This window comes from Streptomyces sp. NPDC001450 (assembly GCF_053597295.1).
This window is the reverse complement of record NZ_JBSFHY010000045.1, coordinates 63,322-89,096: the sequence shown is the minus strand read 5'-3', so window position 1 is coordinate 89,096 and position 25,775 is coordinate 63,322. Positions and strand designations below refer to the sequence as shown.

General features: G+C 69.8%; 25 protein-coding genes and 5 tRNA genes. 17 read left to right on the top strand and 13 right to left on the bottom strand.

What is annotated here, in order from left to right:
• Nucleotides 1-136: 136 nt before the first annotated feature.
• The 8 genes from ACWC5O_RS37290 to ACWC5O_RS37255 all read right to left on the bottom strand — a co-directional run bounded on the left by ACWC5O_RS37290 (nt 137) and on the right by ACWC5O_RS37255 (nt 10,664).
• Nucleotides 137-718 (bottom strand): GTP-binding protein, encoded by a 582-nt coding sequence (locus tag ACWC5O_RS37290; RefSeq protein WP_071369867.1) that lies wholly within the window; start codon nt 716-718, stop codon nt 137-139.
• Nucleotides 699-1,268 (bottom strand): DUF742 domain-containing protein, encoded by a 570-nt coding sequence (locus ACWC5O_RS37285; RefSeq protein ID WP_450592453.1) that lies wholly within the window; start codon nt 1,266-1,268, stop codon nt 699-701. The genes ACWC5O_RS37290 and ACWC5O_RS37285 overlap by 20 nt, the downstream gene beginning before the upstream one ends.
• A 96-nt stretch (nt 1,269-1,364) precedes the next feature.
• Entirely contained in the window at nt 1,365-1,778 is a 414-nt protein-coding gene (locus tag ACWC5O_RS37280) for a roadblock/LC7 domain-containing protein (protein ID WP_004983065.1), read from the bottom strand.
• Nucleotides 1,779-1,788: 10 nt separating this feature from the next.
• Entirely contained in the window at nt 1,789-5,061 is a 3,273-nt protein-coding gene (locus ACWC5O_RS37275) for a sensor histidine kinase (RefSeq protein WP_450592454.1), read from the bottom strand.
• Nucleotides 5,062-5,438: 377 nt separating this feature from the next.
• Complete coding sequence (locus tag ACWC5O_RS37270) at nt 5,439-6,014, bottom strand: GTP-binding protein (protein WP_067301226.1); 576 nt, start codon at nt 6,012-6,014, stop codon at nt 5,439-5,441.
• Complete coding sequence (locus tag ACWC5O_RS37265) at nt 5,995-6,393, bottom strand: DUF742 domain-containing protein (protein ID WP_019058642.1); 399 nt, start codon at nt 6,391-6,393, stop codon at nt 5,995-5,997. The genes ACWC5O_RS37270 and ACWC5O_RS37265 overlap by 20 nt, the downstream gene beginning before the upstream one ends.
• Before the next feature lie 110 nt (nt 6,394-6,503).
• Nucleotides 6,504-6,917, bottom strand: coding sequence for a roadblock/LC7 domain-containing protein (locus tag ACWC5O_RS37260; protein ID WP_003973453.1), 414 nt, complete (start codon nt 6,915-6,917; stop codon nt 6,504-6,506).
• A gap of 9 nt (nt 6,918-6,926) precedes the next feature.
• Entirely contained in the window at nt 6,927-10,664 is a 3,738-nt protein-coding gene (locus tag ACWC5O_RS37255) for a nitrate- and nitrite sensing domain-containing protein (protein ID WP_450590924.1), read from the bottom strand.
• A gap of 570 nt (nt 10,665-11,234) precedes the next feature.
• On the opposite strand from ACWC5O_RS37255, the gene ACWC5O_RS37250 reads away from it, so the two are divergent.
• The 3 genes from ACWC5O_RS37250 to gltX all read left to right on the top strand — a co-directional run bounded on the left by ACWC5O_RS37250 (nt 11,235) and on the right by gltX (nt 13,865).
• A complete protein-coding gene (locus tag ACWC5O_RS37250) occupies nt 11,235-11,429 on the top strand; it encodes a hypothetical protein (protein ID WP_450590926.1) in 195 nt (64 codons plus the stop codon).
• Nucleotides 11,430-11,602: 173 nt separating this feature from the next.
• On the top strand, nt 11,603-12,388 hold the full coding sequence (locus tag ACWC5O_RS37245; protein WP_450590928.1) for a fumarylacetoacetate hydrolase family protein: 786 nt from the start codon (nt 11,603-11,605) through the stop codon (nt 12,386-12,388).
• On the top strand, nt 12,381-13,865 hold the full coding sequence (gltX, locus tag ACWC5O_RS37240) for a glutamate--tRNA ligase (RefSeq protein ID WP_450590929.1): 1,485 nt from the start codon (nt 12,381-12,383) through the stop codon (nt 13,863-13,865). Before ACWC5O_RS37245 ends, gltX begins: the two co-directional genes overlap by 8 nt.
• 64 nt (nt 13,866-13,929) lie before the next feature.
• Here gltX and ACWC5O_RS37235 read toward each other — a convergent pair whose 3' ends face one another.
• Nucleotides 13,930-14,214 carry a hypothetical protein gene (locus tag ACWC5O_RS37235; protein WP_450781168.1) on the bottom strand — a complete coding sequence of 95 codons (285 nt, stop codon included), beginning with the start codon at nt 14,212-14,214 and terminating at the stop codon, nt 13,930-13,932.
• Nucleotides 14,215-14,471: 257 nt separating this feature from the next.
• Here ACWC5O_RS37235 and ACWC5O_RS37230 point away from each other — a divergent pair, with 257 nt between their 5' ends.
• The 6 genes from ACWC5O_RS37230 to ACWC5O_RS37205 all read left to right on the top strand — a co-directional run bounded on the left by ACWC5O_RS37230 (nt 14,472) and on the right by ACWC5O_RS37205 (nt 15,756).
• Nucleotides 14,472-15,203 (top strand): HAD family hydrolase, encoded by a 732-nt coding sequence (locus tag ACWC5O_RS37230; protein ID WP_450590931.1) that lies wholly within the window; start codon nt 14,472-14,474, stop codon nt 15,201-15,203.
• Nucleotides 15,204-15,294: 91 nt separating this feature from the next.
• Nucleotides 15,295-15,366, top strand: a tRNA-Gln gene (locus ACWC5O_RS37225).
• Between the two features lie 21 nt (nt 15,367-15,387).
• Nucleotides 15,388-15,460 (top strand) — tRNA-Glu (locus ACWC5O_RS37220).
• Nucleotides 15,461-15,489: 29 nt separating this feature from the next.
• Nucleotides 15,490-15,562 (top strand) — tRNA-Glu (locus ACWC5O_RS37215).
• 21 nt (nt 15,563-15,583) lie between these two features.
• Nucleotides 15,584-15,655: transfer RNA gene (locus ACWC5O_RS37210), tRNA-Gln, on the top strand.
• Between the two features lie 28 nt (nt 15,656-15,683).
• Nucleotides 15,684-15,756, top strand: a tRNA-Glu gene (locus tag ACWC5O_RS37205).
• Nucleotides 15,757-15,809: 53 nt separating this feature from the next.
• Here ACWC5O_RS37205 and ACWC5O_RS37200 read toward each other — a convergent pair.
• Nucleotides 15,810-16,454, bottom strand: a complete 645-nt coding sequence (locus tag ACWC5O_RS37200) for a MerR family transcriptional regulator (protein WP_450590932.1) — start codon at nt 16,452-16,454, stop codon at nt 15,810-15,812.
• Nucleotides 16,455-16,537: 83 nt separating this feature from the next.
• On the opposite strand from ACWC5O_RS37200, the gene ACWC5O_RS37195 reads away from it, so the two are divergent.
• Complete coding sequence (locus ACWC5O_RS37195) at nt 16,538-17,047, top strand: DUF4188 domain-containing protein (protein WP_450590933.1); 510 nt, start codon at nt 16,538-16,540, stop codon at nt 17,045-17,047.
• A gap of 88 nt (nt 17,048-17,135) precedes the next feature.
• Here ACWC5O_RS37195 and ndgR read toward each other — a convergent pair whose 3' ends face one another.
• Nucleotides 17,136-17,852: an IclR family transcriptional regulator NdgR gene (gene ndgR, locus ACWC5O_RS37190; protein WP_009320373.1), complete on the bottom strand. Its 717-nt coding sequence runs from the start codon at nt 17,850-17,852 to the stop codon at nt 17,136-17,138.
• Between the two features lie 207 nt (nt 17,853-18,059).
• Here ndgR and leuC point away from each other — a divergent pair, with 207 nt between their 5' ends.
• From leuC to ACWC5O_RS37170, 4 genes are all read left to right on the top strand, one after another.
• Nucleotides 18,060-19,484 carry a 3-isopropylmalate dehydratase large subunit gene (leuC, locus tag ACWC5O_RS37185; protein WP_450590934.1) on the top strand — a complete coding sequence of 475 codons (1,425 nt, stop codon included), beginning with the start codon at nt 18,060-18,062 and terminating at the stop codon, nt 19,482-19,484.
• A 5-nt stretch (nt 19,485-19,489) separates the two neighbouring features.
• The gene (leuD, locus tag ACWC5O_RS37180; RefSeq protein WP_450590935.1) at nt 19,490-20,083 is read left to right on the top strand and encodes a 3-isopropylmalate dehydratase small subunit; all 594 of its coding nucleotides are present in this window, start codon (nt 19,490-19,492) and stop codon (nt 20,081-20,083) included.
• Nucleotides 20,084-20,348: 265 nt separating this feature from the next.
• On the top strand, nt 20,349-20,579 hold the full coding sequence (locus tag ACWC5O_RS37175) for an SCO5555 family protein (protein WP_386576520.1): 231 nt from the start codon (nt 20,349-20,351) through the stop codon (nt 20,577-20,579).
• 136 nt (nt 20,580-20,715) lie between these two features.
• On the top strand, nt 20,716-21,354 hold the full coding sequence (locus tag ACWC5O_RS37170; protein WP_145883470.1) for an HU family DNA-binding protein: 639 nt from the start codon (nt 20,716-20,718) through the stop codon (nt 21,352-21,354).
• Nucleotides 21,355-21,423: 69 nt separating this feature from the next.
• On the opposite strand, the gene ACWC5O_RS37165 is transcribed toward ACWC5O_RS37170, so the two are convergent.
• Complete coding sequence (locus ACWC5O_RS37165) at nt 21,424-21,627, bottom strand: hypothetical protein (protein ID WP_450590936.1); 204 nt, start codon at nt 21,625-21,627, stop codon at nt 21,424-21,426.
• A gap of 203 nt (nt 21,628-21,830) precedes the next feature.
• Nucleotides 21,831-22,469 carry a 2-phospho-L-lactate guanylyltransferase gene (gene cofC, locus ACWC5O_RS37160; protein ID WP_450590937.1) on the bottom strand — a complete coding sequence of 213 codons (639 nt, stop codon included), beginning with the start codon at nt 22,467-22,469 and terminating at the stop codon, nt 21,831-21,833.
• A 199-nt stretch (nt 22,470-22,668) separates the two neighbouring features.
• Between cofC and ACWC5O_RS37155 the strand changes: the two genes are divergently transcribed.
• The 3 genes from ACWC5O_RS37155 to ACWC5O_RS37145 all read left to right on the top strand — a co-directional run bounded on the left by ACWC5O_RS37155 (nt 22,669) and on the right by ACWC5O_RS37145 (nt 25,764).
• On the top strand, nt 22,669-23,529 hold the full coding sequence (locus tag ACWC5O_RS37155) for a lysophospholipid acyltransferase family protein (RefSeq protein ID WP_450590938.1): 861 nt from the start codon (nt 22,669-22,671) through the stop codon (nt 23,527-23,529).
• Nucleotides 23,526-24,536, top strand: a complete 1,011-nt coding sequence (locus ACWC5O_RS37150; RefSeq protein ID WP_450590939.1) for an NAD(P)H-dependent glycerol-3-phosphate dehydrogenase — start codon at nt 23,526-23,528, stop codon at nt 24,534-24,536. The genes ACWC5O_RS37155 and ACWC5O_RS37150 overlap by 4 nt, the downstream gene beginning before the upstream one ends.
• A gap of 70 nt (nt 24,537-24,606) precedes the next feature.
• A complete protein-coding gene (locus ACWC5O_RS37145; protein WP_450590940.1) occupies nt 24,607-25,764 on the top strand; it encodes a D-alanine--D-alanine ligase family protein in 1,158 nt (385 codons plus the stop codon).
• Nucleotides 25,765-25,775 lie beyond the last annotated feature (11 nt).

Sequence of the window (25,775 nt, the reverse complement as noted above, 5' to 3'; positions counted from 1 at the left end):
AAAACGCTCGGCTGGGAAACCCCAGCCGAGCGCCTCGCTAAGCTCCTGGCCACAGCCAGTTGATCACTGTGTTGCAACGACCCCTGGAATTCGCCGTGCGGGGAGGGCCCTTCGGCAAGGCAGTCGGCCGGCTCGGCTAGCGCAGGCGCGCCATCAGCGCGTGCTCCACGAGGGTGATCAGCGCACTCTTGGCGTCCGCGCGGTGGCGGGCGTCCGTCGTGATGATCGGGGTGTCGGGGCCGATCTGCAGCGCCTCGCGCACCTCGTCCGGCTGGTACGGCTGGTTGCCGTCGAAGCCGTTGAGGGCGATGACGAAGGGCAGGCCCGAGTTCTCGAAGTAGTCGACCGCGGGGAAGCAGTCGGCGAGGCGGCGGGTGTCGACCAGGACGATCGCGCCGATGGCGCCGCGCACCAGGTCGTCCCACATGAACCAGAAGCGGTCCTGACCGGGCGTACCGAAGAGGTACAGGATCAGGTCCTGGTCCAGGGTGATACGGCCGAAGTCCATGGCCACCGTGGTGGTGGTCTTGTCTCCGGTGTGGGTGAGGTCGTCGATGCCTGCCGAAGCGGACGTCATGACGGCCTCTGTGCGCAGCGGGTTGATCTCCGAGACGGCGCCGACGAACGTGGTCTTGCCCACGCCGAAGCCGCCCGCCACCACGATCTTCGCGGAGGTGGTGGAGCGGGAAGGACCGCCGCTAGAGCTTGCGAAGTCCACTGAGCACCCTTTCGAGCAGTGTCACGTCTGGCTGGCCACCGGCGTTCTCGTCGCCGCCGGGCTGATGGATGGCGACCAGGCCCGCCTCCGCCAAGTCGGCGACGAGGATCCTGGCCACGCCGAGGGGGATCGTGAGCAGGGCCGAGACCTCGGCCACCGACTTGATCTCACGGCACAGGTTGCAGATCCGCTGATGCTCGGGCAGCTGGCCCTGCATCTGGTGCGGCTGCGCGGTGGTGTGCACCAGTGCCTCGATGGCGAGCTGGTAGCGCGGGCGGGTCCGGCCGCCGGTCATGGCGTACGGACGCACCAGGGGGTTGTTGGAAGCCGTGGCCGGCGCCGGCTCGGGGCGGCGCTGGGGCTGTACCGGCTGGATACGCGGGGCCGGCGGCTGGTCGTACGGCGACGGACCGGGGCCCTGCGGCGCGTACGGCTGCCGGTGGCTCGGGGCGGAGGGGAAGTTGTACCGGTTCGCGGAACCGTCGCCCTGCCCCTGGGCAGGGCCGTACGACCAGTTGCCGCTATTCGAACCGCCTGGGGGTGTTGCCACTTTCTCTCCTCCTCCGACCGTGCCGGGCACCCATCCCTGTGGAGCCGCGTCCCGAAACCTTACGGCCCCGGGACGCGTATACGCACCGTTCGTCTGTTAGTTGAGAAGGCTTCCCTGGAGCTCCGCACGGAGATCCGGGGTGAGGACCGTGCCCGCGCGGTCCACCAGAAGGGCCATCTCGTACCCGATGAGGCCGATGTCCGCCTCCGGGTGGGCCAGAACCGCGAGTGACGAACCATCAGAGATGGACATGATGAACAGGAATCCCCGCTCCATCTCCACAACCGTCTGGTTCACGCTGCCCCCCTCGAAGATCCGGGAGGCGCCTGCCGTCAGAGACGTCAGACCGGAGGCGACGGCCGCGAGCTGGTCGGCGCGGTCGCGGGGGAAGCCTTCGGACATCGCCAGAAGGAGTCCGTCGGCGGAGACCACCACCGTGTGGGACACCCCCGGGGTGTTGTCCACGAAGTTGGTGATCAACCAGTTCAGGTTCTGTGCCGCCTGGCTCATCGGGCTCACACTAACGCTCCTGGTTGTAGGTGCTGTCAGGACCACTGTGTTGATTTCTAGTGGCCTGGCCGTTCGTTTCACTGCCTGCGCTGCGTCCGCGCTGGACGCCCCGACGCAGGTTGCTCAGCCTGCCCCGGACGTCCTCCGGGGCGCGGGAGACCTGTGGGCCTCCCTGAGGGGTGCTCTCGGCGGTGCCCTCGACCAGGTTGGCCTTGGGTACCCGCCGCGGCAGGCCGGAGGCGGTGACCCCGCCTGCCTTGGGCTTCCGGAGCTGCGCGGCCTGCTGCCAGCGCTCGTCGTTCGCCGAACGCCAGCCGCTGTCGCCGTTCTGTCCCGGGGAGTTGCCCGGTGCGGGAGTCGGCGCTTCCTGCTGCACGCGTGCCGTGCCGTTGGTGGCGCTCGAGCCGTTGGAGCCGCTCGCGGCGGATCCGCGGCGGGGCAGCCCGGCGTCGGTCAGCTGGTGGGCGGCGGGAGTGGCCGGTCCCGGACGGTCGAAGCCTACGCGGTTCCGCTCATCTGCGTCACCGGCCTGCGCGGATTCCGTTTCCGGAGCGTACTGGGCCGGATAGCCGTTCTGGTAGGCGTCCTGCTGCGGCCAGTCGTCCTGGTAGGACGGGCTCTCGTAGGAGTCGAACCCGTCGGACGCGGAGGCGTGCGCGGGCGCGTGCTCGTCCTGAGCGGGCTCCGAATACGCGGGCTCGGGGTAGCCGCCGCCGTTCTGGGCGAAGCCGTCGCGCTGCGGCAGACCGCCGTTCGGCGCGTAGTACTGGTCGTCGTACTGCTCCTCGTACGAGGTGTGCTGCTGCTCCTCGTACGTCTGCTCCTGGTACGCCTGCTGCGGCTGCTCCTGGTACGCCGGCTGCTCGGTGTAGCCCGTGCTGCTGCCGTCGTAGCCCTGCTGCGCGTCGAACTCGTCCTGGTACGCGGACTGCTCGGTGGTCTCCTGCGGCTGGCCGTGGTTCTGGGACTCCAGAGCCGCCCGGCGCCCCTCGCGCATCAGGGAGCGGCCGACGGGGTCCAGCCCGCGGATGTCGTCGGGGACGTCGACGTAGCGGCTGTCGTCGAAGCCCAGCTCGGCAGCGGTGCGCATGGGCGCCACCTGGCCGAAGTTCTCACCCCCGAACTGCTGCTCCGGGATGATCTGGGAGACCGTGAACTCCTCGCGGTCCAGCGGCGCCTCGCCGCCACCGCCGTGCGTGATCGCGTCCGGCAGCATGACCAGGGAGGTGGTACCCGCCTGCTCGCCCGAGGGACGCAGCTGCACGCGGATGCCGTGCCGGTCGGACAGCCGGCCGACCACGAACAGGCCCATGCGCTGCGAGATCGCGGCGTCCACGGTCGGCGGGTTGGCCAGCTTGTGGTTGATGTCCGCGAAGTCCTCGGCGGTGAGGCCGATGCCCTTGTCGTGGATCTCGATCATCACGCGGCCGTCGGGGAGACGGGTCGCGGTGACGCGGACCTTGGTCTGCGGAGAGGAGAACGTCGTGGCGTTCTCCAGCAGCTCGGCCAGCAGGTGCACGAGGTCGGTCACGGCGCGGCCGTGGATCTCGGCCTCCGGGACGCCGGACAGCTCGATGCGCTCGTACTGCTCCACCTCGGAGGAGGCGGCGCGCAGGACGTCGACCAGCGGGACCGGCTGGTCCCAGCGGCGGCCGGGCTCCTCGCCGGCGAGGACCAGGAGGTTCTCGCCGTTGCGGCGCATACGGGTCGCCAGGTGGTCCAGGCGGAAGAGGTTCTCCAGCTGGTCCGGGTCGGCCTCGTTGTTCTCCAGGTCGGTGATCAGGGTCAGCTGGCCCTCGATCAGTGACTGGTTGCGGCGCGACAGGTTGGTGAAGATCGCGTTGATGTTGCCCCGTAGCAGGGCCTGCTCGGCGGCGAGCCGGACAGCCTCGCGGTGGACCTGGTCGAAGGCGCGGGCGACCTCGCCGATCTCGTCGGTCGAGTTGATCGGGATCGGTGCGACGCGGGTGTCGACGCGGCCGGGGTCGGTGCGCGAGAGCTGGTCGACCAGCATCGGCAGACGCTGCTCGGCGATGCCGAAGGCGGCATTGCGCAGCTGGCGCATCGAGCGGCTCATCTGGCGGGCGACGGTACCGGCCAGGATGAACGCGAGGAGCAGGGCGACGACGACCACGGCGCCGGTGATGATCGCGGAGGTCTTGGCGTCGTCGGCGATGCTCGACGCCTCGCTCACGGCCTTGTCGGCCATGTCCGACTCGATCGTGCGGTAGGCGTTGAACTTGAGGGTGTTGACCGCCCACCAGTTCTCCGCGCTGATGCCGCGCAGAGCGAGCTGCTGGCGCGCGGCGGGAGCCGTGGAGTCCAGCATGGCGAGCGCCGCGATCATCTTCTTCGGGTCCGGCGGCGGCACGTAGTTCGGGTTCTTGGCCTTGGCCTGCTGGGCCATGGTCGCGGCCTTGGTCTGGATGTCCTTCTTCAGCTGGTCGAGCTTGTCCGCGTCGGCCTGGGTACCACCGCCCAGGTACTCCTCGACGGCGATGCCCTCGAGGTAGGCGTACGAGGACAGGGACACACGCTGGCTCGCCAGGTTCGGGGCGTCCGGACCCGGTTTCTCCAGGATGTGCATGCCGATGGAGCGCTCCAGCGACAGTGCCGCCTTGGTGAGCGAGATGGCGTAGACCGTACGGCCGTAGGAGGTGATGTTTCCGGTGCCGAGACCCAGCTCGTTGGCGAACTCCATGAGCGGGTGGGCGACCTTGACATAGCCCTCCTCGGTCTGCACACCGGTGAACTTGGAGGTGTACGCACCGGCGCGCAGCGTCTGCAGGAAGGGCTCGGCCTGGCGGAACAGCGTCAGCCGGCGCTTGAGGCCGGACTTGTTCGGCATGTTCTGCGCCGCGTCGTCGAAGGCCTGGGCGGCGCGGTCGGTGGCGGCGCGGGCCTGCTTGACGGTCGGGGACTGGCTCTTGCCCCTCAGCAGGGGAGTGGCCGTGATGTCCCGCTCGTTGTAGAGAGCGTCGGCGTACGACAGCGAGGCCCGGACCAGACGGGCGGTGTTCTCCGCGTCCTGAGCGTCCTGCCAGGTGTCGATCGAGTTCTTCACCTGGAAGCCGCCCATGACGAGACCCACCGCCACGGGTATGAGCAGAATCGCGTTCAGCCTGGTCGGCACGCGCCAGTTGCGCGGGGAGAAACGGCTGCCGCTCTTCGCGGGAGTGGCCGCCGGCTCCGAGCCGGGCACAGGGGTGGGCGCCGCAGCGCGCGGCGGCGGGGTGAAGTTGCCCCGCGCCGACGGCTCGGGACCGTTCTTGCTTCGCCTCACTCGACCAACAACCTCTCGGCGGTCGGCACCTTCGTCGTGCCGCAGTCTCTCAGAGCCCCGTTCGTCATCGACCACTAGGTACGTCTTTGACTATTGGGCAGTTCAGGCATTCCAGCACGTGGACCAGCGCACTTCCAAACAGTGGAAACCTCCGAACGGTGCTCTTGTAAGCCCTAGATAAAACGGTCATAAAGAGCGAGCCCCGCCAAAAGGCGGGGCGTTTGTGAGCACAGTGGTACCGCTCGACCGCGTCGCGTGGTGATACCGGGTGATTCCTCTGCCGAACTGTTATGAACAGCGGAGCCGACCGTGTCAAAGGCCACAGTCGGCTCCGATGGCATTACGACAACTGCCGTACGGCACGTTGTACTTGGGTGCTACCGCAGGCGGGCCATCAGGGCGTGCTCCACGAGCGTGATCAGCGCACTCTTGGCGTCCGCGCGGTGGCGGGCGTCCGTCGTGATGATCGGTGCGTCCGGTCCGATCTGCAGGGCCTCGCGCACCTCGTCGGGGGTGTACGGCTGCTGGCCGTCGAAGCCGTTGAGGGCGATGACGAACGGCAGACCGCTGTTCTCGAAGTAGTCCACGGCCGGAAAGCAGTCCGCGAGGCGCCGGGTGTCCACGAGCACCACCGCGCCGATCGCGCCGCGCACCAGGTCGTCCCACATGAACCAGAAGCGGTCCTGGCCCGGCGTACCGAAGAGGTACAGGATCAGGTCCTGGTCCAGGGTTATACGGCCGAAGTCCATGGCCACCGTGGTGGTGGTCTTGTCCCCGGTGTGGGTCAGGTCGTCGATGCCCGCCGAAGCGGACGTCATGACGGCCTCCGTGCGCAGCGGGTTGATCTCCGAGACGGCGCCGACGAACGTGGTCTTGCCCACGCCGAAGCCGCCCGCCACCACGATCTTCGCCGAGGTGGTGGCCCGGCCCGCGTCAGAGCTTGCGAAGTCCACTGAGCACCCTTTCGAGCAGCGTCACGTCCGGAGCGCCGCCGTTGTTCTCGTCGCCACCCGGCTGGTGAATGGCGACCAGGCCGGCCTCGGCGAGGTCGGCCACCAGGATCCGGGCCACGCCGAGCGGCATGGCCAGCAGCGCCGACACCTCCGCGACCGACTTGACCTCACGGCACAGGTGGCAGATGCGCTGGTGCTCCGGGAGCAGTCCCATGAGCGCTGCCGGGTCGGCCGTGGTGCTGATCAGCGCCTCGATGGCGAGCTGATAGCGCGGCCGGGTCCGGCCGCCGGTCATCGCGTACGGACGTACCAGCGGCTGGTCGCCCTCATCCCCGTACGGCTCCGCGTACGGATCATGAGAGGCGGTGGGCGGGGTCATGAATCCTCCGGGCGGGACAGCAAGTCGGTCAGTCAAGCCGTCGGAAGGGGCCGGTGGGGGGATTGTGACGGCCGGACGGTGTTTTCGTGAGGTGGGTGGTGCCGGGCGGGTCAGTGGAGCAGACTGCCCTGGAGTTCGGCGCGCAGGTCCGGGGTGAGTACCGCACCCGCGCGGTCGACGAGCAGTGCCATCTCGTAGCCGACGAGGCCGATGTCGCACTCCGGGTGGGCCAGGACCGCGAGGGACGACCCGTCCGAGACGGACATCAGGAAGAGGAAACCACGCTCCATCTCGACGACCGTCTGTGCCACGTTGCCGCCCTCGAAGATCCGGGACGCCCCGGCCGTGAGGGAGGTCAACCCGGAGGCGACGGCGGCGAGCTGGTCGGCGCGGTCCCGCGGGAAGCCTTCGGACATCGCCAGCAGAAGGCCGTCGGCGGAGACCACCACCGTGTGCGACACCCCGGGGGTGTTGTCCACGAAGTTGGTGATCAACCAGTTCAGGTTCTGTGCCGCCTGGCTCATCGGACTCAACTAACGCTCCTGCTGGTGAGTGGGGTTCGGGTAGCTGCCGGTCTGGCCGTTGCCGACCTGACGACCCTGTGCGATACCCCGACGGAGATTGGTCAGCCGGCCGCGTACGTCGTCAGGCGCACGCGAGACCTGCGGACCGGCTTGGTGCTGTTGCTGCTGAGCCGTGCCCGGGACGAGGTTCGCCCGGGGCACCCGGCGCGGCAGGCCGGAGGTGGTGATGCCACCCGCCGCGGGCTGCCGGACACGCTCCGCCTGACGGACGAGTTCGTCGTTGGGCGAGGTGCGCCAGGTGCCGGTGGCGGGAGAGCGCTGCGGAGCGGGCGCGGGCGCCTGCTGCTGCGGGGCCGGGGACGGAGCCGGCGGGTTGTCCGGCTGCCGCTCCGGCTGGTTGCCGTGGAACCAGTTGGTTTCCAGCGTGTCGTACAGCGGGGTACGGCTGTCGACCGGACCGGTGGCCGGCGGCAGCGCCTCCGGCTCCCGGCGGGCCGGACGCTGCTGCGGGGCCGGCGGGCGCGAGGCACCGAAGTCGCCGCGGTTGCCCTGCTGGGGTCGCTCGGACTGGCCGGTGTTCGCCGGGCTCTGGCCGGGGCGGCCGGGCAGCGCGTGCCGGCCGGTGGAGCTGCCGTCGAAGCCGGCGTCGTAGGCCTGCGGGGCCGCGAACTGACCGGTGCTCTGCGGGTCCTGCTGCCCGGGCGCCGACGTGCCGAAGACGTCGGAGCGGACGAACCCGTTGTTGTCCTGCTGGCCGAACTGGCCGTTGCCCTGCTGGGTGCCGGGACGCTGGAACTGGCCCGTCGAGCTGCTCGTGCCGTTCAGGTCCGGGCGCGGGAACTGGCCCGTGGAGCCGTTGGCGCCGAAGTCCGGGCGGGGGAACTCGCCCGTGGCCGCCGGGCCCTGCGCGTCGATACGGGGTATCTCCGCGGTCGTGCCCGGGCTCTGCCGGTCGTCGACGCGCGGCATGCGCGAGGTCTGCGCCGGGTCCTGCTCGTCGTGGCCGCGCGGGGCGTCCAGCGAGGCGCGTGACATCGGGGCCTGGGCGTTGTCGCTCCAGCCCTGGGTGCGCGAGGGCGGGTTGCTGCCGGGCAGCTCGGCCCGCGGACCGCCGAGCGGCGGCAGCTGCGGCTGACGGCCCTGGTCGGAAGCGCCCGCGCCACCGCGCGGCTGCGCCGGACCACGGCTGCCGAAGGCGTCCTGCTGCGATCCGCCGAGGCCCGCGGACTGCGTGCCCTGCGTGGCACCCGGGCCGCCGAAGCCGCCCGCACCCGCACCGGCCGGCGTCTGCCGGCCCTGCTGCGGGGCCCCCGGACCCTGCGGACCACGCGCGCCGCCCGGCGCACCGGGACGGCCGCCCTGGCCGGCGCCGGGCAGCGCGGCCCGGGGACCCTGGGCGGAGCCGACCTGGCCGCGCGGGGAGGGACCGGCGCCGAGGAGGCCGCCACCGGACGGGGCACCACCGAGGGCACCGCCCGAGCCGTTGCCGCCGTTGTTGCGGCGGGCGGCGGCGGCACCGGCCGCGGCCTGCGCGGCGGCCGGACCACCGGTCGGCGCGGGAGCGCCGGGCTTGCCCGTGGGCTTCTTGCCGCCCTGGGCGACGTCGACGGGGAGCATGACCAGCGCGGTCGTACCACCGGAGTCGGAGGGGCGCAGCTGGATGCGGATGCCGTGGCGCTGGGACAGACGACCGACCACGAACAGACCCATGCGGCGGGACACCGAGACGTCCACGGTGGGCGGCGAGGCGAGCCGCTCGTTGATCGCCGCGAGGTCCTCGGGGGAGAGGCCGATACCGGTGTCGTGGATCTCGATCAGCACGCGGCCGTCGGGCAGCGCGTGACCGGTGACCTTGACCTTGGTCTGCGGCGAGGAGAAGGAGGTGGCGTTCTCGAGCAGCTCGGCGAGGAGGTGCACGAGGTCGTTGACCACGCGGCCGGCCACTTCGGTGGTCGGCACGGCGGCCAGCTCGATGCGCTCGTACTGCTCCACCTCGGACGCGGCGGCGCGGAGCACGTCGACCAGCGGGACCGGGCGGGTCCAGCGGCGGCCGGGCTCCTCACCGGCGAGAACGAGGAGGTTTTCACCGTTACGGCGCATACGCGTCGCGAGGTGGTCGAGCTTGAACAGCGAGGACAGCTGGTCCGGGTCGGCCTCGCGGGACTCGAGCTCGGAGATCAGCGACAGCTGGCGCTGGATCAGACCCTGGGAACGGCGCGAGAGGTTGGTGAACATCGCGTTGACGTTGCCCCGCAGCAGGGCCTGCTCGGCGGCGAGGCGGACCGCCTCGCGGTGCACGTCGTCGAAGGCCGCGGCCACCTGGCCGATCTCGTCCCGGGAGTGCACACCGACCGACTCCACGGACGTGTCGACGTCCTGCGGGTCGGACTCGGACAGCTGCTTGACCAGCTCGGGCAGACGGTCCTGGGCGACCTTGGTGGCGGTCTCCTGAAGACGGCGCAGCGAGCGGATCATGGACCGGGCCACGACGAACGCGCCGACGAGCGAGATGCCGAGGACGATCAGGATCAGCGCACCGGAGATGATCGCGTCGCGCTCGGAGGCGCTGCGCAGCTCGCGGGCCTTCTGCTCCATGTCCTCGAGCAGCGAGTGCTCGATCTTCTTCATCTGCTCGATCTTGGTCGAGCTGTCGTCCACCCAGTCGCGGTACGAGCGCGCCGGCAGGCCGTCGAGGCCGGTGGGCGACTCGAAGGTCCGCTTGGCGTACAGGTCGGCGCCCTGGATCGTCGGGTTGTTCTCCTCGATCGGCTTGAGGGTTTCGTCCGGGTTCTGACTGCTGTAGATCTTCCGGAAGATCGCGATCTCGGAGTTCTCGCTCTCGTACGCCGACTGGCCGTAGAGGCGGTCGTTCGAGGAGAGCGTGCCCTTGGTGTTGCCACTGGTCGTCAGCGCCGCGGCGATGACGGCACGCTGCACGGAGGCGTACTCCTTGGCGCTGGAGAAGGCCGCCAGGGCGCGGGTGCGCGTGATCATCTCGGGGTTGCTGGACGCCTCGGCCATGGCCTGGGAGAGGTCGATCAGCTGGGTGATCAGCCGGTGGTACGACTCGACGGTCTGCGTCGAGTTGCCCTTCGCCTGGTAGGCGGACCGGCGGATCTTGGCCAGGTCGTCCAGCTGGTTGGCGAGGCTCACCAGGGTGTCGCGGACACCCTGGAGGTTGCCGTTCTTGCTCGCCTCGTCGATCTCCTCGGAGGCGTTGAGGAAGTTCTCGCGGGCCCGGTCGGTCTTCTCCTGGTCGCCCTTGATCTGGTAGTCGGTCGCCTTCAGACCGTGCGACAGGGGACCGGCGGACTGGTCGCGCTCGTCCTGGAGTGCCATGGCCAGCTCGGTGGCCTGCTTGGTCATCTCCGTCAGCAGCTTCATGTTGTCGAGCTGCTGGATGTCGGTGATGTTCTGGTCGATACGCAGCGCGCCCAGCGAGGTGGCCGCCACCACGGGGAGCGCGAGCAGCGAGACCAGACGCGTGGAGATGCGCCAGTTGCGCAGGGCCATGCGTGAACCGGGGCCGGTGGAGCCCTTGGCGGGCTTCACGGCCGGGGTGGGGTTCCCGGTCTTCGTGGGGCCCGCCGAGGAGGACGCGCCGGGGCGCCCGGGGCGCTCACCGCCGTCTCCGGACGGGGCCGGGCCCGGGATCTGGGCGTGCTGGGGCGAAGAGCCGCGGTCGGTCCCGCCGTGCGCCTCCGGCTCCGCCGAAGCGCTGCCATCCCTCTTGAAACGTCCCTGCACTAGCGTCGCAACCTCTGGACCAGGCACCCCTCCGCGTGAACGGAGGGACACGGTGTCGGCGTATTGGAGAACGCCCTGAATGCGCTCTCCGAGTGGTCTGGAGTGACCGGCGCAGGTTCCCCCCTATCTCGCCGCCACTCGGCGCTGCGTTGCGCCCACTGCGCGCCGGCTCGATCCCGCGGCGGTCCGTGGAATTCCAGCACAGTGCCGGATCTCCAACAAGAGCCGTGCCCCGAGCTGTGACCTACGTGACGGGCTGTGAGGTGTGAGTTACCAACTGTGGAGCGTGATTTGGGTCAAAGCAGGCGTATCCCTGCGAGTCGCCCCCTGGTGTCACGTGTCCCAGTCGCCATGATCAGGAGCGGAATGAATGCTTCAGGGGGTCAATGTCCGTTTCGGCGGGCAGAGTTGTCGGCCGGAATTGACCGGTTTGCCCGTGGATTCGTGAGCAAACTCACATGCAGATCATGGGGGGTTCATGTCTGTGGCGGGGAATCGCATGTTTAGCCTGACGCTTTACAAGATGGGCGACTCTGCCAACTCCGACACGAGGCCACAGGACGTACAACGGTGAAGACGACGATGATGTTCCGCAACATAGCCAACCCGCGGCGCACGACTCTGGCGCACCTCGAGGACGCCGACGAACTGCAGACGCCCGAGCTGCCGGAGCACTCCGTCGACCTCCCCGCCCAGACGGCGAACCCGAGGCGCACGGTTCTCATGGAGGTCCCGGTGGCCGCGGCGGCCGAGGCCGGCGTGTAGCCGAGCGGGCACCGCACACGCACGTGGAGCGCGGCCCGGGAGATCGTCGCAGGCACGACGATCCTCCGGGCCGCGCTCGTCATTGCGCGTGTATCGCCTTCCCGAACGCAGCAGCCCGACCGGTTAACCTGGGGCGTCAGTACGCCGGTACTCAGTGAGGGGCGCAGGATCCCGTGCGCATCGCCAGGTTCTCCATCGACGGGAACGTAGCCTTCGGCGCGGTCGAGGGCGAAAAGCAGGACGAACTCGTCCTCGACATCATCAAGGGCATCCCGTTCGCGGACTACGAGCTGTCCGGGACGAAGGTGCCGCTGAGCAAGGTCAGACTGCTCCCGCCGGTCCTCCCCAACAAGGTCGTGGCGTTCGGCCGCAACTACGCCGACCACGCCAAGGAGCTCGGCAACGAGGTGCCCGAGGCCCCGTTCGCCTTCTTCAAGCCGTCCACCTCGGTGATCGGCCCCGGGGGCGAGATCCAGTACCCGCCCTTCTCGCAGGAGCTGCACCACGAGGCCGAGCTGGCCGTCGTCATCGGCCGCATGTGCCGCGAGGTGCCGCGCGAGCGCGTCAAGGACGTGATCTTCGGCTACACCTGCGCCAACGACGTCACCGCCCGCGACGTGCAGAAGCGCGAGAAGCAGTGGGCCCGGGCCAAGGGCTTCGACACCTCCTGCCCGCTCGGCCCCTGGGTGGAGACGGGTCTGGACCTCGACCGTGCGAACGACCTGACCATCCAGCTCACGGTCAACGGCGAACAGCGTCAGCTGGGCCGCACGAGCGAGATGATCCACCCCATCGAGGACCTGATCGTCAACATCTCCGAGGCCATGACCCTGCTGCCCGGCGACGTCATCCTCACCGGCACCCCGGCAGGGGTCGGCCCCCTGAACGTCGGCGACGAGGTCGCCGTCACCATCGAAGGCATCGGCACTCTCACCAACAAGGTTGTCAAGCGTGGCTAGCGCACCCGGCTCTCCCGTTCGCGTACGTTTCTGTCCGTCGCCCACCGGTAACCCCCACGTGGGCCTGGTCCGCACCGCCCTGTTCAACTGGGCGTTCGCCCGGCACCACCAGGGCACCCTGGTCTTCCGTATCGAGGACACCGACGCGGCCCGCGACTCGGAGGAGTCGTACAACCAGCTGCTCGACGCGATGCGCTGGCTGGGCTTCGACTGGGACGAGGGCCCCGAGGTCGGCGGCCCGCACGCGCCGTACCGCCAGTCGCAGCGCATGGACCTCTACAAGGACGTCGCCCAGAAGCTGCTCGACGCCGGCCACGCCTACCACTGCTACTGCTCCCAGGAGGAGCTGGACACCCGCCGCGAGGCCGCCCGCGCCGCCGGCAAGCCGTCCGGCTACGACGGCCACTGCCGCGACCTGAGCGCCGAGCAGGTCGAGCAGTACCAGGCCCAGGGCCGCACCCCGATCGTCCGCTTCCGGATGCCCGACGAGACGATCACCTTCACGGACCTGGTCCGCGGCGAGCTGACCTTCACCCCGGAGAACGTCCCCGACTACGGCATCGTGCGCGCCAACGGCGCCCCGCTGTACACGCTGGTGAACCCGGTCGACGACGCCCTGATGGAGATCACCCACGTCCTGCGCGGCGAGGACCTGCTCTCCTCCACCCCGCGCCAGATCGCCCTGTACAAGGCCCTGACCGAGCTGGGCATCGCCAAGCGGACCCCGGCCTTCGGCCACCTGCCGTACGTCATGGGCGAGGGCAACAAGAAGCTCTCCAAGCGCGACCCGCAGTCGTCCCTCAACCTCTACCGCGAGCAGGGCTTCCTGCCCGAGGGCCTGCTCAACTACCTGTCGCTGCTCGGCTGGTCGCTCTCGGCCGACAAGGACATCTTCACCATCGACGAGATGGTCGCCGCCTTCGACATCGCCGACGTGAACCCCAACCCGGCGCGCTTCGACCTCAAGAAGTGCGAGGCGATCAACGCCGACCACATCCGCATGCTGGATGTGAAGGAGTTCACGGAGCGCTGCCGCCCGTGGCTGAAGGCGCCGTTCGCCCCCTGGGCGCCGGAGGACTTCGACGAGGCCAAGTGGGAGGCGATCGCCCCGTACGCCCAGACCCGGCTGAAGGTGCTCTCCGAGATCACCGACAACGTCGACTTCCTCTTCCTCGCCGAGCCGGTCTTCGACGAGGCGAGCTGGACGAAGGCGATGAAGGAGGGCTCGGACGCCCTGCTGCGCACGGCCCGCGAGAAGCTGGAGTCGGCGGACTGGACGTCGGCCGAGGCCCTCAAGGAAGCCGTCCTGGCCGCCGGCGAGGCCCACGGCCTCAAGCTCGGCAAGGCCCAGGCCCCGGTCCGCGTGGCCGTCACCGGCCGCACGGTAGGCCTGCCCCTGTTCGAGTCCTTGGAGATCCTGGGCAAGGGCGAGACGCTGACCCGCATCGACGCGGCGCTGGCCAGGCTCGCGGCCTAACGAACGCCACACACCGAGGGGCGGCCACCCGGAGACTCCGGGGTGCCGCCCCTCGGCGCATCGGTCACTGTGCGTCGGCTTCGTCGATCAGATAGGCGCTCTCATCGAAGATCTCCACCACGACGACGACCATGATCGCGCCGGCCACCATGTACTCCAGCATCAATCCGGGGGCCACGTACGCCTTGCGCAGGTGCTCGTCCGGCCCCAGCTGCGCGGTCGAGGTCTTCCGGAACGGGTCGCGGGCCAGTACGCGCACGGCCTTGTCCAACAGCGCCCGGCGCTCCGCGGGCAGGGCGTCGTATGTGGCGCGGGCCTCGACAGTGAACTGGACGCGGTACTCGTTCATGGCGACCAGTGTGCCAGCCGTCCGGCGGTACGGTCGGTGCCATGACGATCAGAGCCGTGGTCTGGGACGTGGACGACACCCTCTTCGACGCCGCATCCGTCGGGGGATGACCCCCGAGCCCCCAGCCGTTCGGCGGTACGGTCGGTGCCATGACGATCAGAGCCGTGGTCTGGGACGTGGACGACACCCTCTTCGACGCCGCATCCGTCGGGGGATGACCCCCGAGCCCCCAGCCGTTCGGCGGTACGGTCGGTGCCATGACGATCAGAGCCGTGGTCTGGGACGTGGACGACACCCTCTTCGACTACACGACCGCGGACCGCGAGGGCATGCGTGCCCATCTGGCGGAGGAGGGCCTGCTCTCCGGGTACGACAGCCCGGAGCAGGCCCTCGTGCGGTGGCGGGAGGTCACCGACCGGCAGTGGGTGCGCTTCTCGGCCGGGGAGGTCTCCTTCGAGGGGCAGCGGCGCGAGCGCGTACGGGTCTTCCTGGAGCAGGAACTGTCCGACGCCGAGGCCGACGCCTGGTTCCGGCGTTACATCGCTCACTACGAGGCCGCCTGGAGCCTGTTCCCGGACGTGCTGCCCGCCCTGGACGCCCTCGCCGCCAGCCACCGGCACGGGGTGCTGTCCAACTCCAGCCTCACGGTCCAGGAGCACAAGCTGCGCACCCTCGGCGTCCGCGACCGCTTCGAGAGCGTGCTGTGCGCCGCCGAGCTGGGCGTCTCCAAGCCGGAGGCCGGCGCGTTCCTCGCGGCCTGCGAGGCCCTCGGCCTGCTGCCGCACGAGGTGGCGTACGTCGGCGACCACCCGGAGATCGACGGGCGGGGCGCGGCCGAGGCCGGGCTGCTGTCCGTCTGGATCGACCGCGGCGGGGTGTACGCGCAGGGCTCGGACACGGTGGCCGCACACCGGATCTCGACCCTCGCCGAACTCCCCGCGCTCGTGCGCTCGGATACTCGTTTTGGAGCCCCGTCCACCTTCGGGTAATGTTCTTCCTGCGCCGCCGGGGAGCGGGCCGAAAGGCCAGGAACCGGTGGAGCGAACTAGAACGAGATCCCCGCAGGGGCTTGAGTTCCAGTGGCCTATGGTGTAATTGGCAGCACGACTGATTCTGGTTCAGTTAGTCTTGGTTCGAGTCCAGGTAGGCCAGCTCGCAGAGCTCATCTGCAAAGCCCCCGTTGTGTAGCGGCCTAGCACGCTGCCCTCTCAAGGCAGTAGCGCCGGTTCGAATCCGGTCGGGGGTACTGATCTCGATCATCTCGGGATCGCTAGGGCCCCCGTTGTGTAGCGGCCTAGCACGCCGCCCTCTCAAGGCGGTAGCGCCGGTTCGAATCCGGTCGGGGGTACTGACTGGTCTAAACCATCATTGGTCTATGGTGTAATTGGCAGCACGACTGATTCTGGTTCAGTTAGTCTTGGTTCGAGTCCAGGTAGACCAGCTCGGACCTGCGGAAACGCAGTGTCCAGGCCCCCGTTGTGTAGCGGCCTAGCACGCCGCCCTCTCAAGGCGGTAGCGCCGGTTCGAATCCGGTCGGGGGTACAAGAGGAAGGCCCTTCGCTTCGGCGGAGGGCCTTCGTCGTGCCCGGCGCCGGCTACTCGAAGCCGTACCGCCGTGTCGTCTCCTCCTCCTGAGCCAGCCGGTGCAGTGCCTGCAGCACCGGCTCGTTGAGGATCGCCCCCAGGACCGCGAACTCGATCCGCTCCGCCTGCGACGGGTGCGTCTCCATGTTGTCCAGGTCGAGGACGGCAGTCCGGTGCATCAACTCGGCGTACGGCGCGAGCTGTTCGGCTCCCCAGTCGTAGCCGAGCCGGCGGAACGCGGCCACCCCCACCACCAGCGAGCGGTACGCGGGGGAGACGGTCGTGAGCTGCTTGGCGTTCTCCCAGCCGAGCCGGTCCAGGAGCTCGGAGACCTCCTGGTGTGCGGCCTGGACGTACTCGTCCTCCTCGTCCGGCTCCGGCACCTGCGGCAGTGCCCACAGCGCCGCGCCCAGGCGGATCGAGCGGCCCAGGGAGTCGTCGTCCACGTGCCCGAGCACCTCGCGCACCTTGGCCACCGGCACCCGGCCCACCTGGATCATCGCCCGCACCAGCCGCAGCCGGCGCAGATGCTCCTCGTCGTACTCGGCCGTCGTGGCGTTGATCTGGCGGCCCGGCGGCAACAGCCCTTCGCGCAGGTAGTACTTGATCGTCGCCGTGGACACACCGCTGCGCTCGCTCAGCTCCGCCAGCCGCATCTCTTGCGCTCCTTCTCGGATAACGGCACTATCCAAGCACCACTACTTGGATAGCTTTGCTCGCCAACGATGGGGGAGTGGTCATGGTGACCCGTACGACCGCCGACGCGAAGGGCGAGGTCGTCGTCCTGCTGATCGGTATGCGCATCAACCGCTTCTGGGCGGTGCACCTGTGGCTGCCGGTGATGTCCGGGATGCTCCGCATGCTGCGGGATCTGCGGAAGGAGCCCGAGCGGGGTCTGCTCAGCCGCGTCCTGCTGACGGCCTCCCCGCGGACGTACTACGTCGTGCAGTACTGGGAGTCCAAGGAGAAGCTGTACGCCTACGCGACAGCGCCGGAGGCCTTCCATCACAAAGCCTGGGCGCGCCTCAACCGCAAGGAGCGGGCCGGGAAGTTCCACGGGCAGGTCGGTATCTGGCACGAGACGTACGTCGTGCCCGAGGGGTCGTACGAGGCGATCTACGGGGACATGCCGGCGTTCGGCCTCGCGGCCGCGCACGGGCAGATCCCGCTGGAGAAGCGGGGCCGGTACGCGAAGGACAGGTTCGCCTACCGGTCGCAGCGGACATCGCCGGCCGAGAAGGCCGGCTGAACGGGGGGACGGGGACCGAGGAGGGCCTGCCGCGGCGTTGAGGCGGGCCTTCCTCGGACGCGTCCGAGGTGTTCCGGTGTTCCCGCCGTCAGCCCGAGCGGCGCAGGGCCTCCGAAAGGCGGGCTGCGGCGTCGATGACCGCCTGGGCGTGCATACGGCCCGGGTGGCGCGTCAGGCGCTCGATGGGGCCGGAGACGGACACCGCGGCCACCACGCGGTTGGAGGGGCCGCGTACGGGCGCCGAGACGGACGCCACGCCCGGCTCGCGCTCGCCGATGGACTGGGCCCAGCCGCGGCGTCGGACGCCCGACAGGGCCGTCGCCGTGAAGCGGGCGCCCTGGAGGCCGCGGTGCAGGCGCTCGGGCTCCTCCCAGGCCATCAGGATCTGCGCCGAGGAGCCCGCCTTCATGGTCAGCGTGGAGCCGACCGGGACCGTGTCCCGAAGGCCGGACAGACGTTCCGCCGCGGCCACGCAGATCCGCATGTCACCCTGGCGTCGGTAGAGCTGTGCGCTCTCGCCGGTGACATCGCGGAGGTGGGTGAGCACGGGGCCCGCCGTCGCGAGCAGGCGGTCCTCGCCGGCCGCCGCCGCCAGTTCCGCGAGGCGCGGGCCGAGGATGAACCGACCCTGCATGTCGCGTGCCACCATGCGGTGGTGTTCCAGGGCCACGGCCAGGCGGTGGGCCGTGGGTCGTGCCAGTCCGGTGGCTCCGACCAGACCCGCGAGGGTGGCCGGACCGGACTCCAGAGCGCTCAGGACGAGGGCCGCCTTGTCCAGAACGCCGACGCCGCTACTGTTGTCCATGCAACGATACTCACGTCTCACTCTGTGAAACGCAAGTTCAATTTTCCGTGGAACGCGCCACCCTGGAATCACACAGCGGCCCGCAGACCAACGGGCCTGGCGGTGGACGCCCGGAATCACGACTTCAGGGGCCCCTAAAAAGGCAGTCGCCGCTTCCTCAAGATCTCTAGTTGGGCCGGTGGACGTTTGCCGGCCGGAGGGAAAGCGATGGGTAGGACACTCGCGGAGAAGGTCTGGGACGACCACGTCGTCCGGCGCGCCGAGGGCGAGCCCGACCTCCTCTACATCGATCTGCACCTGCTGCACGAGGTGACCAGCCCGCAGGCCTTCGACGGTCTGCGTCAGAACGGTCGCAAGGTGCGCCGTCTCGACCTCACCATCGCGACCGAGGACCACAACACCCCGACCCTCGACATCGACAAGCCCATCGCGGACCCGGTCTCCCGCGCCCAGCTGGAGACGCTGCGCAAGAACTGCGCCGAGTTCGGGGTGCGCCTGCACCCGCTGGGCGACGTCGAGCAGGGCGTCGTGCACGTCGTGGGTCCGCAGCTGGGTCTGACCCAGCCGGGCACCACCGTCGTCTGTGGCGACTCGCACACCTCCACGCACGGTGCCTTCGGTGCGCTGGCGTTCGGTATCGGCACCTCCCAGGTGGAGCACGTGCTGGCCACCCAGACGCTGCCGCTGGCCCGCCCCAAGACCATGGCCATCACCGTCGAGGGCGAGCTGCCCGAGGGCGTCACCGCCAAGGACCTGATCCTGGCGATCATCGCCCGGATCGGTACGGGCGGCGGCCAGGGCTACATCCTGGAGTACCGCGGCTCGGCCATCGAGAAGCTCTCGATGGAAGCCCGGATGACCATCTGCAACATGTCGATCGAGGCCGGTGCCCGCGCGGGCATGATCGCCCCCGACGAGACCACCTTCGAGTACCTCAAGGGTCGTCCGCACGCCCCCGAGGGCGCCGACTGGGACGCCGCGGTCGAGTACTGGAAGACCCTGAGGACGGACGAGGACGCGGTCTTCGACGCCGAGGTCGTCATCAACGCCGAGGAGCTGTCGCCGTTCGTCACCTGGGGCACCAACCCCGGCCAGGGCGCGCCGCTTTCGGCGTCCGTCCCCGACCCGGCTTCGTACGAAGACGCTTCGGAGCGCCTGGCCGCCGAAAAGGCCCTGGAGTACATGGGGTTGGAGGCCGGTCAGCCGCTGCGCTCCATCAAGGTGGACACCGTCTTCGTAGGCTCCTGCACCAACGGCCGTATCGAGGACCTGCGCGCCGCCGCGGACCTGCTGCGCGGCCGCAAAGTCGCCGACGGCGTACGGATGCTGGTCGTCCCGGGCTCCGCGCGGGTCGGTCTGCAGGCCGTCTCCGAGGGCCTGGACGTGGTCTTCAAGGAGGCCGGCGCCGAATGGCGGCACGCGGGCTGCTCGATGTGCCTCGGCATGAACCCCGACCAGCTGGCCCCGGGTGAGCGCTCCGCGTCCACCTCCAACCGCAACTTCGAGGGCCGGCAGGGCAAGGGCGGCCGTACCCACCTGGTGTCGCCGCAGGTCGCGGCCGCGACCGCCGTCCTGGGCCACCTGGCCTCGCCCGCCGACCTGTCCGACGCCCCTGCGCCCGCTGGAGTCTGAGAACCATGGAAGCCTTCACCACCCACACCGGCCGGGCCGTCCCGCTGCGCCGCAGCAACGTCGACACCGACCAGATCATCCCTGCTCACTGGCTCAAGAAGGTGACCCGGGACGGCTTCGAGGACGGGCTGTTCGAGGCCTGGCGCAAGGACGAGTCCTTCATCCTCAACCATCCCGAGCGGCAGGGCGCCACCGTCCTGGTCGCCGGCCCCGACTTCGGCACCGGCTCCTCCCGTGAGCACGCCGTCTGGGCGCTGCAGAACTACGGCTTCAAGACCGTGATCTCCTCCCGCTTCGCGGACATCTTCCGGGGCAACTCGCTGAAGAACGGCCTGCTCACCGTGGTTCTCGACCAGAAGGTCGTGGACGCGCTGTGGGAGCTGACCGAGCGGGACCCGCAGGCCGAGATCACCGTCGACCTGGAGGCCCGCGAGGTGCGCGCCGAGGGCGTCACCGCCTCCTTCGAGCTGGACGAGAACTCCCGCTGGCGGCTGCTGAACGGCCTGGACGACATCTCCATCACCCTCCAGAACGAGGGCGACATCGCCGCCTACGAGGGCAAGCGGCCGGGCTACAAGCCGCGCACGCTCCAGGTCTGATCCAGATACCCCGGCCGGGTCGAGATCCGGCCACCTCAACACCCCGTCCGTACCCCCGATCGCCACGATCGGGGGTACGGCCATTTCTGCACCCGAACGGCCCCGGACGTTCCCGCAGGTCCGCTCAACTCCCCACGTTACGAAGGCCGTTGCCGGGGTACGCGAGTGTTGTGAACGCGGCTTTGGCAAGTGGCCGGAAGGCCTTTTGAGGCGGCAGTTGCACCCTGCGCAGGCGACAACTCGCCCCAGATGGCACAATCTGTGCATGGAACACGACGGCCAACTCGAGCTCTATGCGGCGGTCGCGGACCAACTGAAGGAAGCGCACACAAGAGTGCGCGCACTGCAAGTCCCGGAGGGCGTACGGATGGCGCTGAACCGGAAGCTGCTGGTCATTACGGCCGCGGCCAAGCACGACATCGCCGATGCGGCAAGGCGGCTCGAGCGGTTCACCAAGGACCTCGACGAGGGTCGGATCCCCGACGAGGACCGCTGAACAGCCCGAGACAACCGAGTCCGTTGCGGCACAAGGGTGATAAGCCCGTTTCGTGTTTGATTTGCGGTATATATCTGCCTAACGTGCGAAAAAGCTTGAACACTTTCGTTCTGGCGATGTCTCCGAAGGGGAAGACGTGAACAAGGCGCAGCTCGTAGAAGCGATTGCCGACAAGATGGGTGGCCGCCAGCAGGCCGCCGATGCTGTCGATCATGTCCTGGACGCCATCGTCCGCGCGGTCGTCGCGGGCGAGCGGGTTTCGGTCACCGGCTTCGGGTCCTTCGAGAAGGTGGACCGCCCCGCCCGCTACGCCCGTAACCCCCAGACGGGCGAGCGGGTTCGGGTCAAGAAGACCTCCGTGCCGCGCTTCCGTGCGGGCCAGGGCTTCAAGGACCTGGTCAGCGGCTCGAAGAAGCTCCCGCGCGGCGGCGAGGTCGCCGTCAAGAAGGCGCCCAAGGGCAGCCTGACCGGCGGGGCTGCCGCGACGGTCAAGAAGGCCGCGGCCAAGAAGACCACCAAGGCGGCCGCGAAGAAGGTCACGGCCAAGAAGGCGGCTCCCGCGAAGAAGGTCACGGCGAAGAAGGTCACGGCGAAGAAGACCACCGCCAAGAAGACGACGGCCGCCGCGAAGAAGACCACGGCGAAGGCCGCCGCGAAGAAGACGACGGCCAAGAAGGCCCCGGCGAAGAAGGTCACCGCCAAGAAGGCCCCGGCCAAGAAGTCGACGGCCCGCAAGACCACCGCGAAGAAGGCCACTGCCCGCAAGGCGTCGTAAGTCGCCAGGGCACTCATGCGCCGGGCCGGACTCCCCTGGGGAGCCCGGCCCGCGGCGTTTTCCGGAGCCTCAGAGCGTCTGCAGGGTCACCAGCGTGATCCGCAGGCCGTCTCCGGCACTCTCCGTCTCGATCCGCACCCGCTGTCCGGGGCGCAGCAGCCGCAGCCCGCCCGCGTCGAACGCCGCCGCGTCGAAGGGGACCGGGGTGCCGTCGTCGAGCAGCACCTGTCCGCTGCGGGTTTCGGGGTCGTACGTGTATGCGGTCGCCTGCATGACGGCCAGCGTAGTGCCTCCGTCGGTTCGTCGTCGGGCTGCGGGTCGTCCGTCGACTGCGGGCTCGTCGTGGCTGGTCGCGTCCACGCGGCGGAGCCGCATATCGGCACGGCCCCGCACCCCTGGGGAGTTGCGGTCCCGTCGGTTGCATGGTTGCCGCGGGCGAGCGAAAGGCACCCCCGCCCAGCCCTGCACCGCGCACCTCAGGACCCCGGAATCAGTAACCCCGCCGACACCGCTGCCGTGTACCAACCCACCCCCAGTGCCAGCGCCGCGCGCAGGTCCTCGCCGGTGTCCACGTCCTGGCGTACCGAATCGACCTCGGTGAGGGCGAGTTCCGTCGCGCCCGAGGTGCGGTGGCGGTACCGGGAATCCGTACCGAAAGCCGGCCGCAATTCCTGACCGGGGGCGGCGGCCAGCAGGGTGGTGCCGAGGGCGGCCGCGTCGGCGAGAAAGGAGCGCGGGAATTCGGCCGCGGCGTCCAGTACCCGGGACAATTCCAGCGGGCGCAGAGCCGGGAGATCGGCGTTCAGGGCCGCCAGCGCGGCACCGGGGCGCATTTCCCGTACGGCGGCCGCACCGTGCGCCAGCGCGGCGTTCAGGCCGCTCGCCGGAGTGTCCGGGACGATCCGGGCGCCCAGCGCCGCCAGCTCCCGGCCGGCCAGCGCGTCGTCCGTGACGACCGCCACATCCGCGACCGCGGGACACGCCAGCGCCGCGGCCACCGTGTCCTGCGCGAACGCGAGGGCCAGCCCGGGGCGCACCCCGTCGTCGGCGGTGTCGGAGAGCCTGCTCTTGGCCCGCGCCAGAGGCTTCAGGGGGATGACCAAGGTCCACTGCACCGGCGTACCGCCCCTCTCTTGTCGCGCTCATTGTCCCCCGGGGCATCCGTCACGCCGGGATCGGGGAGGGGCGCGAAGCTCCTTGGAAGGACGGTGGTGGGTGACGGGCGGGCGTACGGTGTTCTCGACAGACCGGCGGCCTGGGGCGACACTTGTGCGGCCCCCGGGCCCCGAGCAAGTCCTAGAGGAAGGTGTCCGCGTGTCCCGCCGCAGAATCGGGTTCTGGTACCGCTTCGCAGCGGTCCTCTGCAAACCGCCGCTGGTGGTTCTGATCAAGCGGGACTGGCATGGAATGGAGCACATTCCGGCCGACGGCGGATTTATCACCGCGGTCAACCACAATTCCCACGTGGACCCCTTCGCGTACGCGCACTATCAGTACAACACCGGACGGGTTCCGCGATTCCTGGCGAAGAGCGGACTTTTCAAGAAGGGATTCGTCGGCGCCGCGATGCGCGGCACCGGGCAGATCCCGGTCTACCGCGAGAGCACGGACGCGCTCAGCGCCTTCCGCGCCGCCATCGAGGCCGTGGAGCGCGGCGAGTGCGTCGCGTTCTACCCCGAGGGCACCCTCACCCGCGACCCGGACGGCTGGCCGATGACCGCCAAGACCGGTGCCGCCCGGGTGGCCCTGCAGACCAAGTGCCCGGTGATCCCGGTCGCCCAGTGGGGCTGCAACGAACTGCTGCCGCCCTACGCCAAGAAGCCCCACCTCTTCCCGCGCAAGACCCACCGCGTCCTCGCGGGCCCGCCCGTGGACCTCTCCCGCTTCTACGACAAGGAGATGACCGCCGACCTCCTGAAGGAGGCCACCGAGGTCATCATGGCGGCCATCACCCGCCAGCTGGAGGAGATCCGCGGCGAGAAGGCGCCCGAGACGCCCTACGACCCGCGCCGTGAGCGGATCGAGCAGCGGCGCAAGACCCGTGCCCAGACCGGCCAGAAGGCCGCGCAGCGGGGCGGGGAGGGCGCTGAGGAGGCCTCGCTGACCGCGACGGAGGCCGCCCAGGCCGGCACGGATGTCTCAGGGAGCGGCACGGAAGAGGAGAGCGGCAAGTGAGCAAGCCTGTCCGGGCTGCCGTCATGGGCACCGGCTCGTGGGGCACCGCCTTCGGCATGGTCCTGGCCGACGCGGGCTGCGAGGTCACCCTGTGGGCCCGCCGCCCCGAGCTGGCCGAGGCGGTCAACTCCACGCGGACCAACCCCGACTACCTCCCCGGCGTCGAACTCCCGGAGAACCTGCGCGCCACCGCGGACGCCGCCGAGGCCCTGCGGGACGCGGACTTCACCGTCCTCGCCGTCCCCTCCCAGACCCTGCGCGCCAACCTCGCCGAGTGGACCCCGCTGCTTGCGTCCGGCACCGTGCTCGTCTCCCTGATGAAGGGCGTCGAACTCGGCTCCACCATGCGCATGAGCGAGGTCATCGACGACGTCGCCAAGGTCGGCGCCGACCGTATCGCCGTCGTCACCGGCCCCAACCTGGCCCGGGAGATCGCCGCCCGTATGCCGGCCGCCGCCGTGGTCGCCTGCACGGACGAGAGGGTCGCCCAGCGGCTCCAGGCCGCCTGCCACACGCCGTACTTCCGGCCGTACACCAACACCGACGTGGTCGGCTGCGAACTCGGCGGCGCGGTCAAGAACGTCATCGGCCTCGCGGTCGGCATCGCCGACGGCATGGGCCTGGGCGACAACGCCAAGGGCTCGCTCATCACCCGCGGCCTCGCCGAGACCACCCGGCTCGGCATGGCGCTCGGCGCCGACCCGCTGACCTTCTCCGGCCTCGCGGGCCTCGGCGACCTGGTGGCCACCTGCTCCTCGCCGCTGTCCCGCAACCACACCTTCGGCACCAACCTCGGCAAGGGCATGACCCTGGAGGAGACCATCGCGGTCACCAAGCAGACCGCCGAGGGCGTCAAGTCCTGCGAGTCCGTGGCCGATCTGGCCCGCCGGCACGGTGTGGAGATGCCCATCACCGAGACGGTCGTGGACATCGTGCACGAGGGCAAGCCGCCGGTGGTCGCCCTCAAGGAGCTGATGTCGCGCAGCGCGAAGCCCGAGCGACGCTGAGCGACGCCCCTTGTTCGGCGGCCCGTCGACGCTGTATCCGGGCTCTACCAACGGGTACTCTCAACGCGATATGAGCACCGAGAACCTCCCCCAGAGCCCTGAGCAGCCGTCCCGCAAGCCGCGCGTGGCCGTCGTGTTCGGCGGGCGCAGCTCCGAACACGGGATCTCCGTGGTCACCGCCGGCGCCGTCCTCAAGGCCATCGACCGGACGAAGTACGACGTCCTGCCGATCGGCATCACCGCGGACGGCCGCTGGGCCCTGACGGCGGACGAGCCGGAGCGGATGGCCATCACCGACCGCCGTACCCCCAACGTGGCGGAACTGGCGGAGTCCACCGAGGGCGGCGTGGTGCTCCCCGTCGACCCCGCCAGCCGCGAGGTCGTCTACACCGAGCCCGGCTCGGTGCCCAAGGCCCTCGGCGAGGTCGACGTGGTCTTCCCGGTGCTGCACGGCCCGTACGGCGAGGACGGCACCCTCCAGGGCCTCCTGGAGCTGTCCGGCATCCCGTACGTGGGCGCGGGTGTGCTCGCCTCGGCCGTCGGCCAGGACAAGGAGTACATGAAGCGGGTGTTCACCTCCTTCGGGCTCAAGGTCGGCCCGTACGTGGTGATCCGGCCCCGCGAGTGGGCGCAGGACGAGTCCGCCGCCCGCAAGAAGATCATCGACCTCGCCGGCGAGCACGGCTGGCCGCTGTTCGTGAAGCCCGCGCGCGCGGGTTCGTCGATCGGCATCACCAAGGTCGAGGACCTCTCCGGCCTGGACGAGGCGATCGCCGAGGCACAGCGGCACGACCCGAAGATCCTGGTGGAGGCCGCGGTGCGCGGCCGCGAGATCGAGTGCGGCGTCCTGGAGTTCGAGGACGGGCCGCGCGCCTCCGTCCCGGCCGAGATCCCGCCGCCGGACGCGCACGCGTACTACGACTTCGAGGCCAAGTACATCGACTCCACGCCCGGCATCGTCCCGGCCCCGCTCACCGACGAGGAGACCGCCGAGGTGCGGCGTCTCGCGGTCGAGGCGTTCGAGGCGGCCTCCTGCGAGGGCCTGGTCCGTGCGGACTTCTTCCTCACCGAGGACGGCGAGTTCGTCATCAACGAGATCAACACCATGCCCGGCTTCACGCCCATCTCGATGTACCCGCAGATGTGGCAGGCCACCGGCATCAGCTACCCGGAGCTGGTGGACCGCCTGGTGCAGGCCGCGCTGCGCCGCTCGACCGGGCTTCGCTGACCCGCACCACC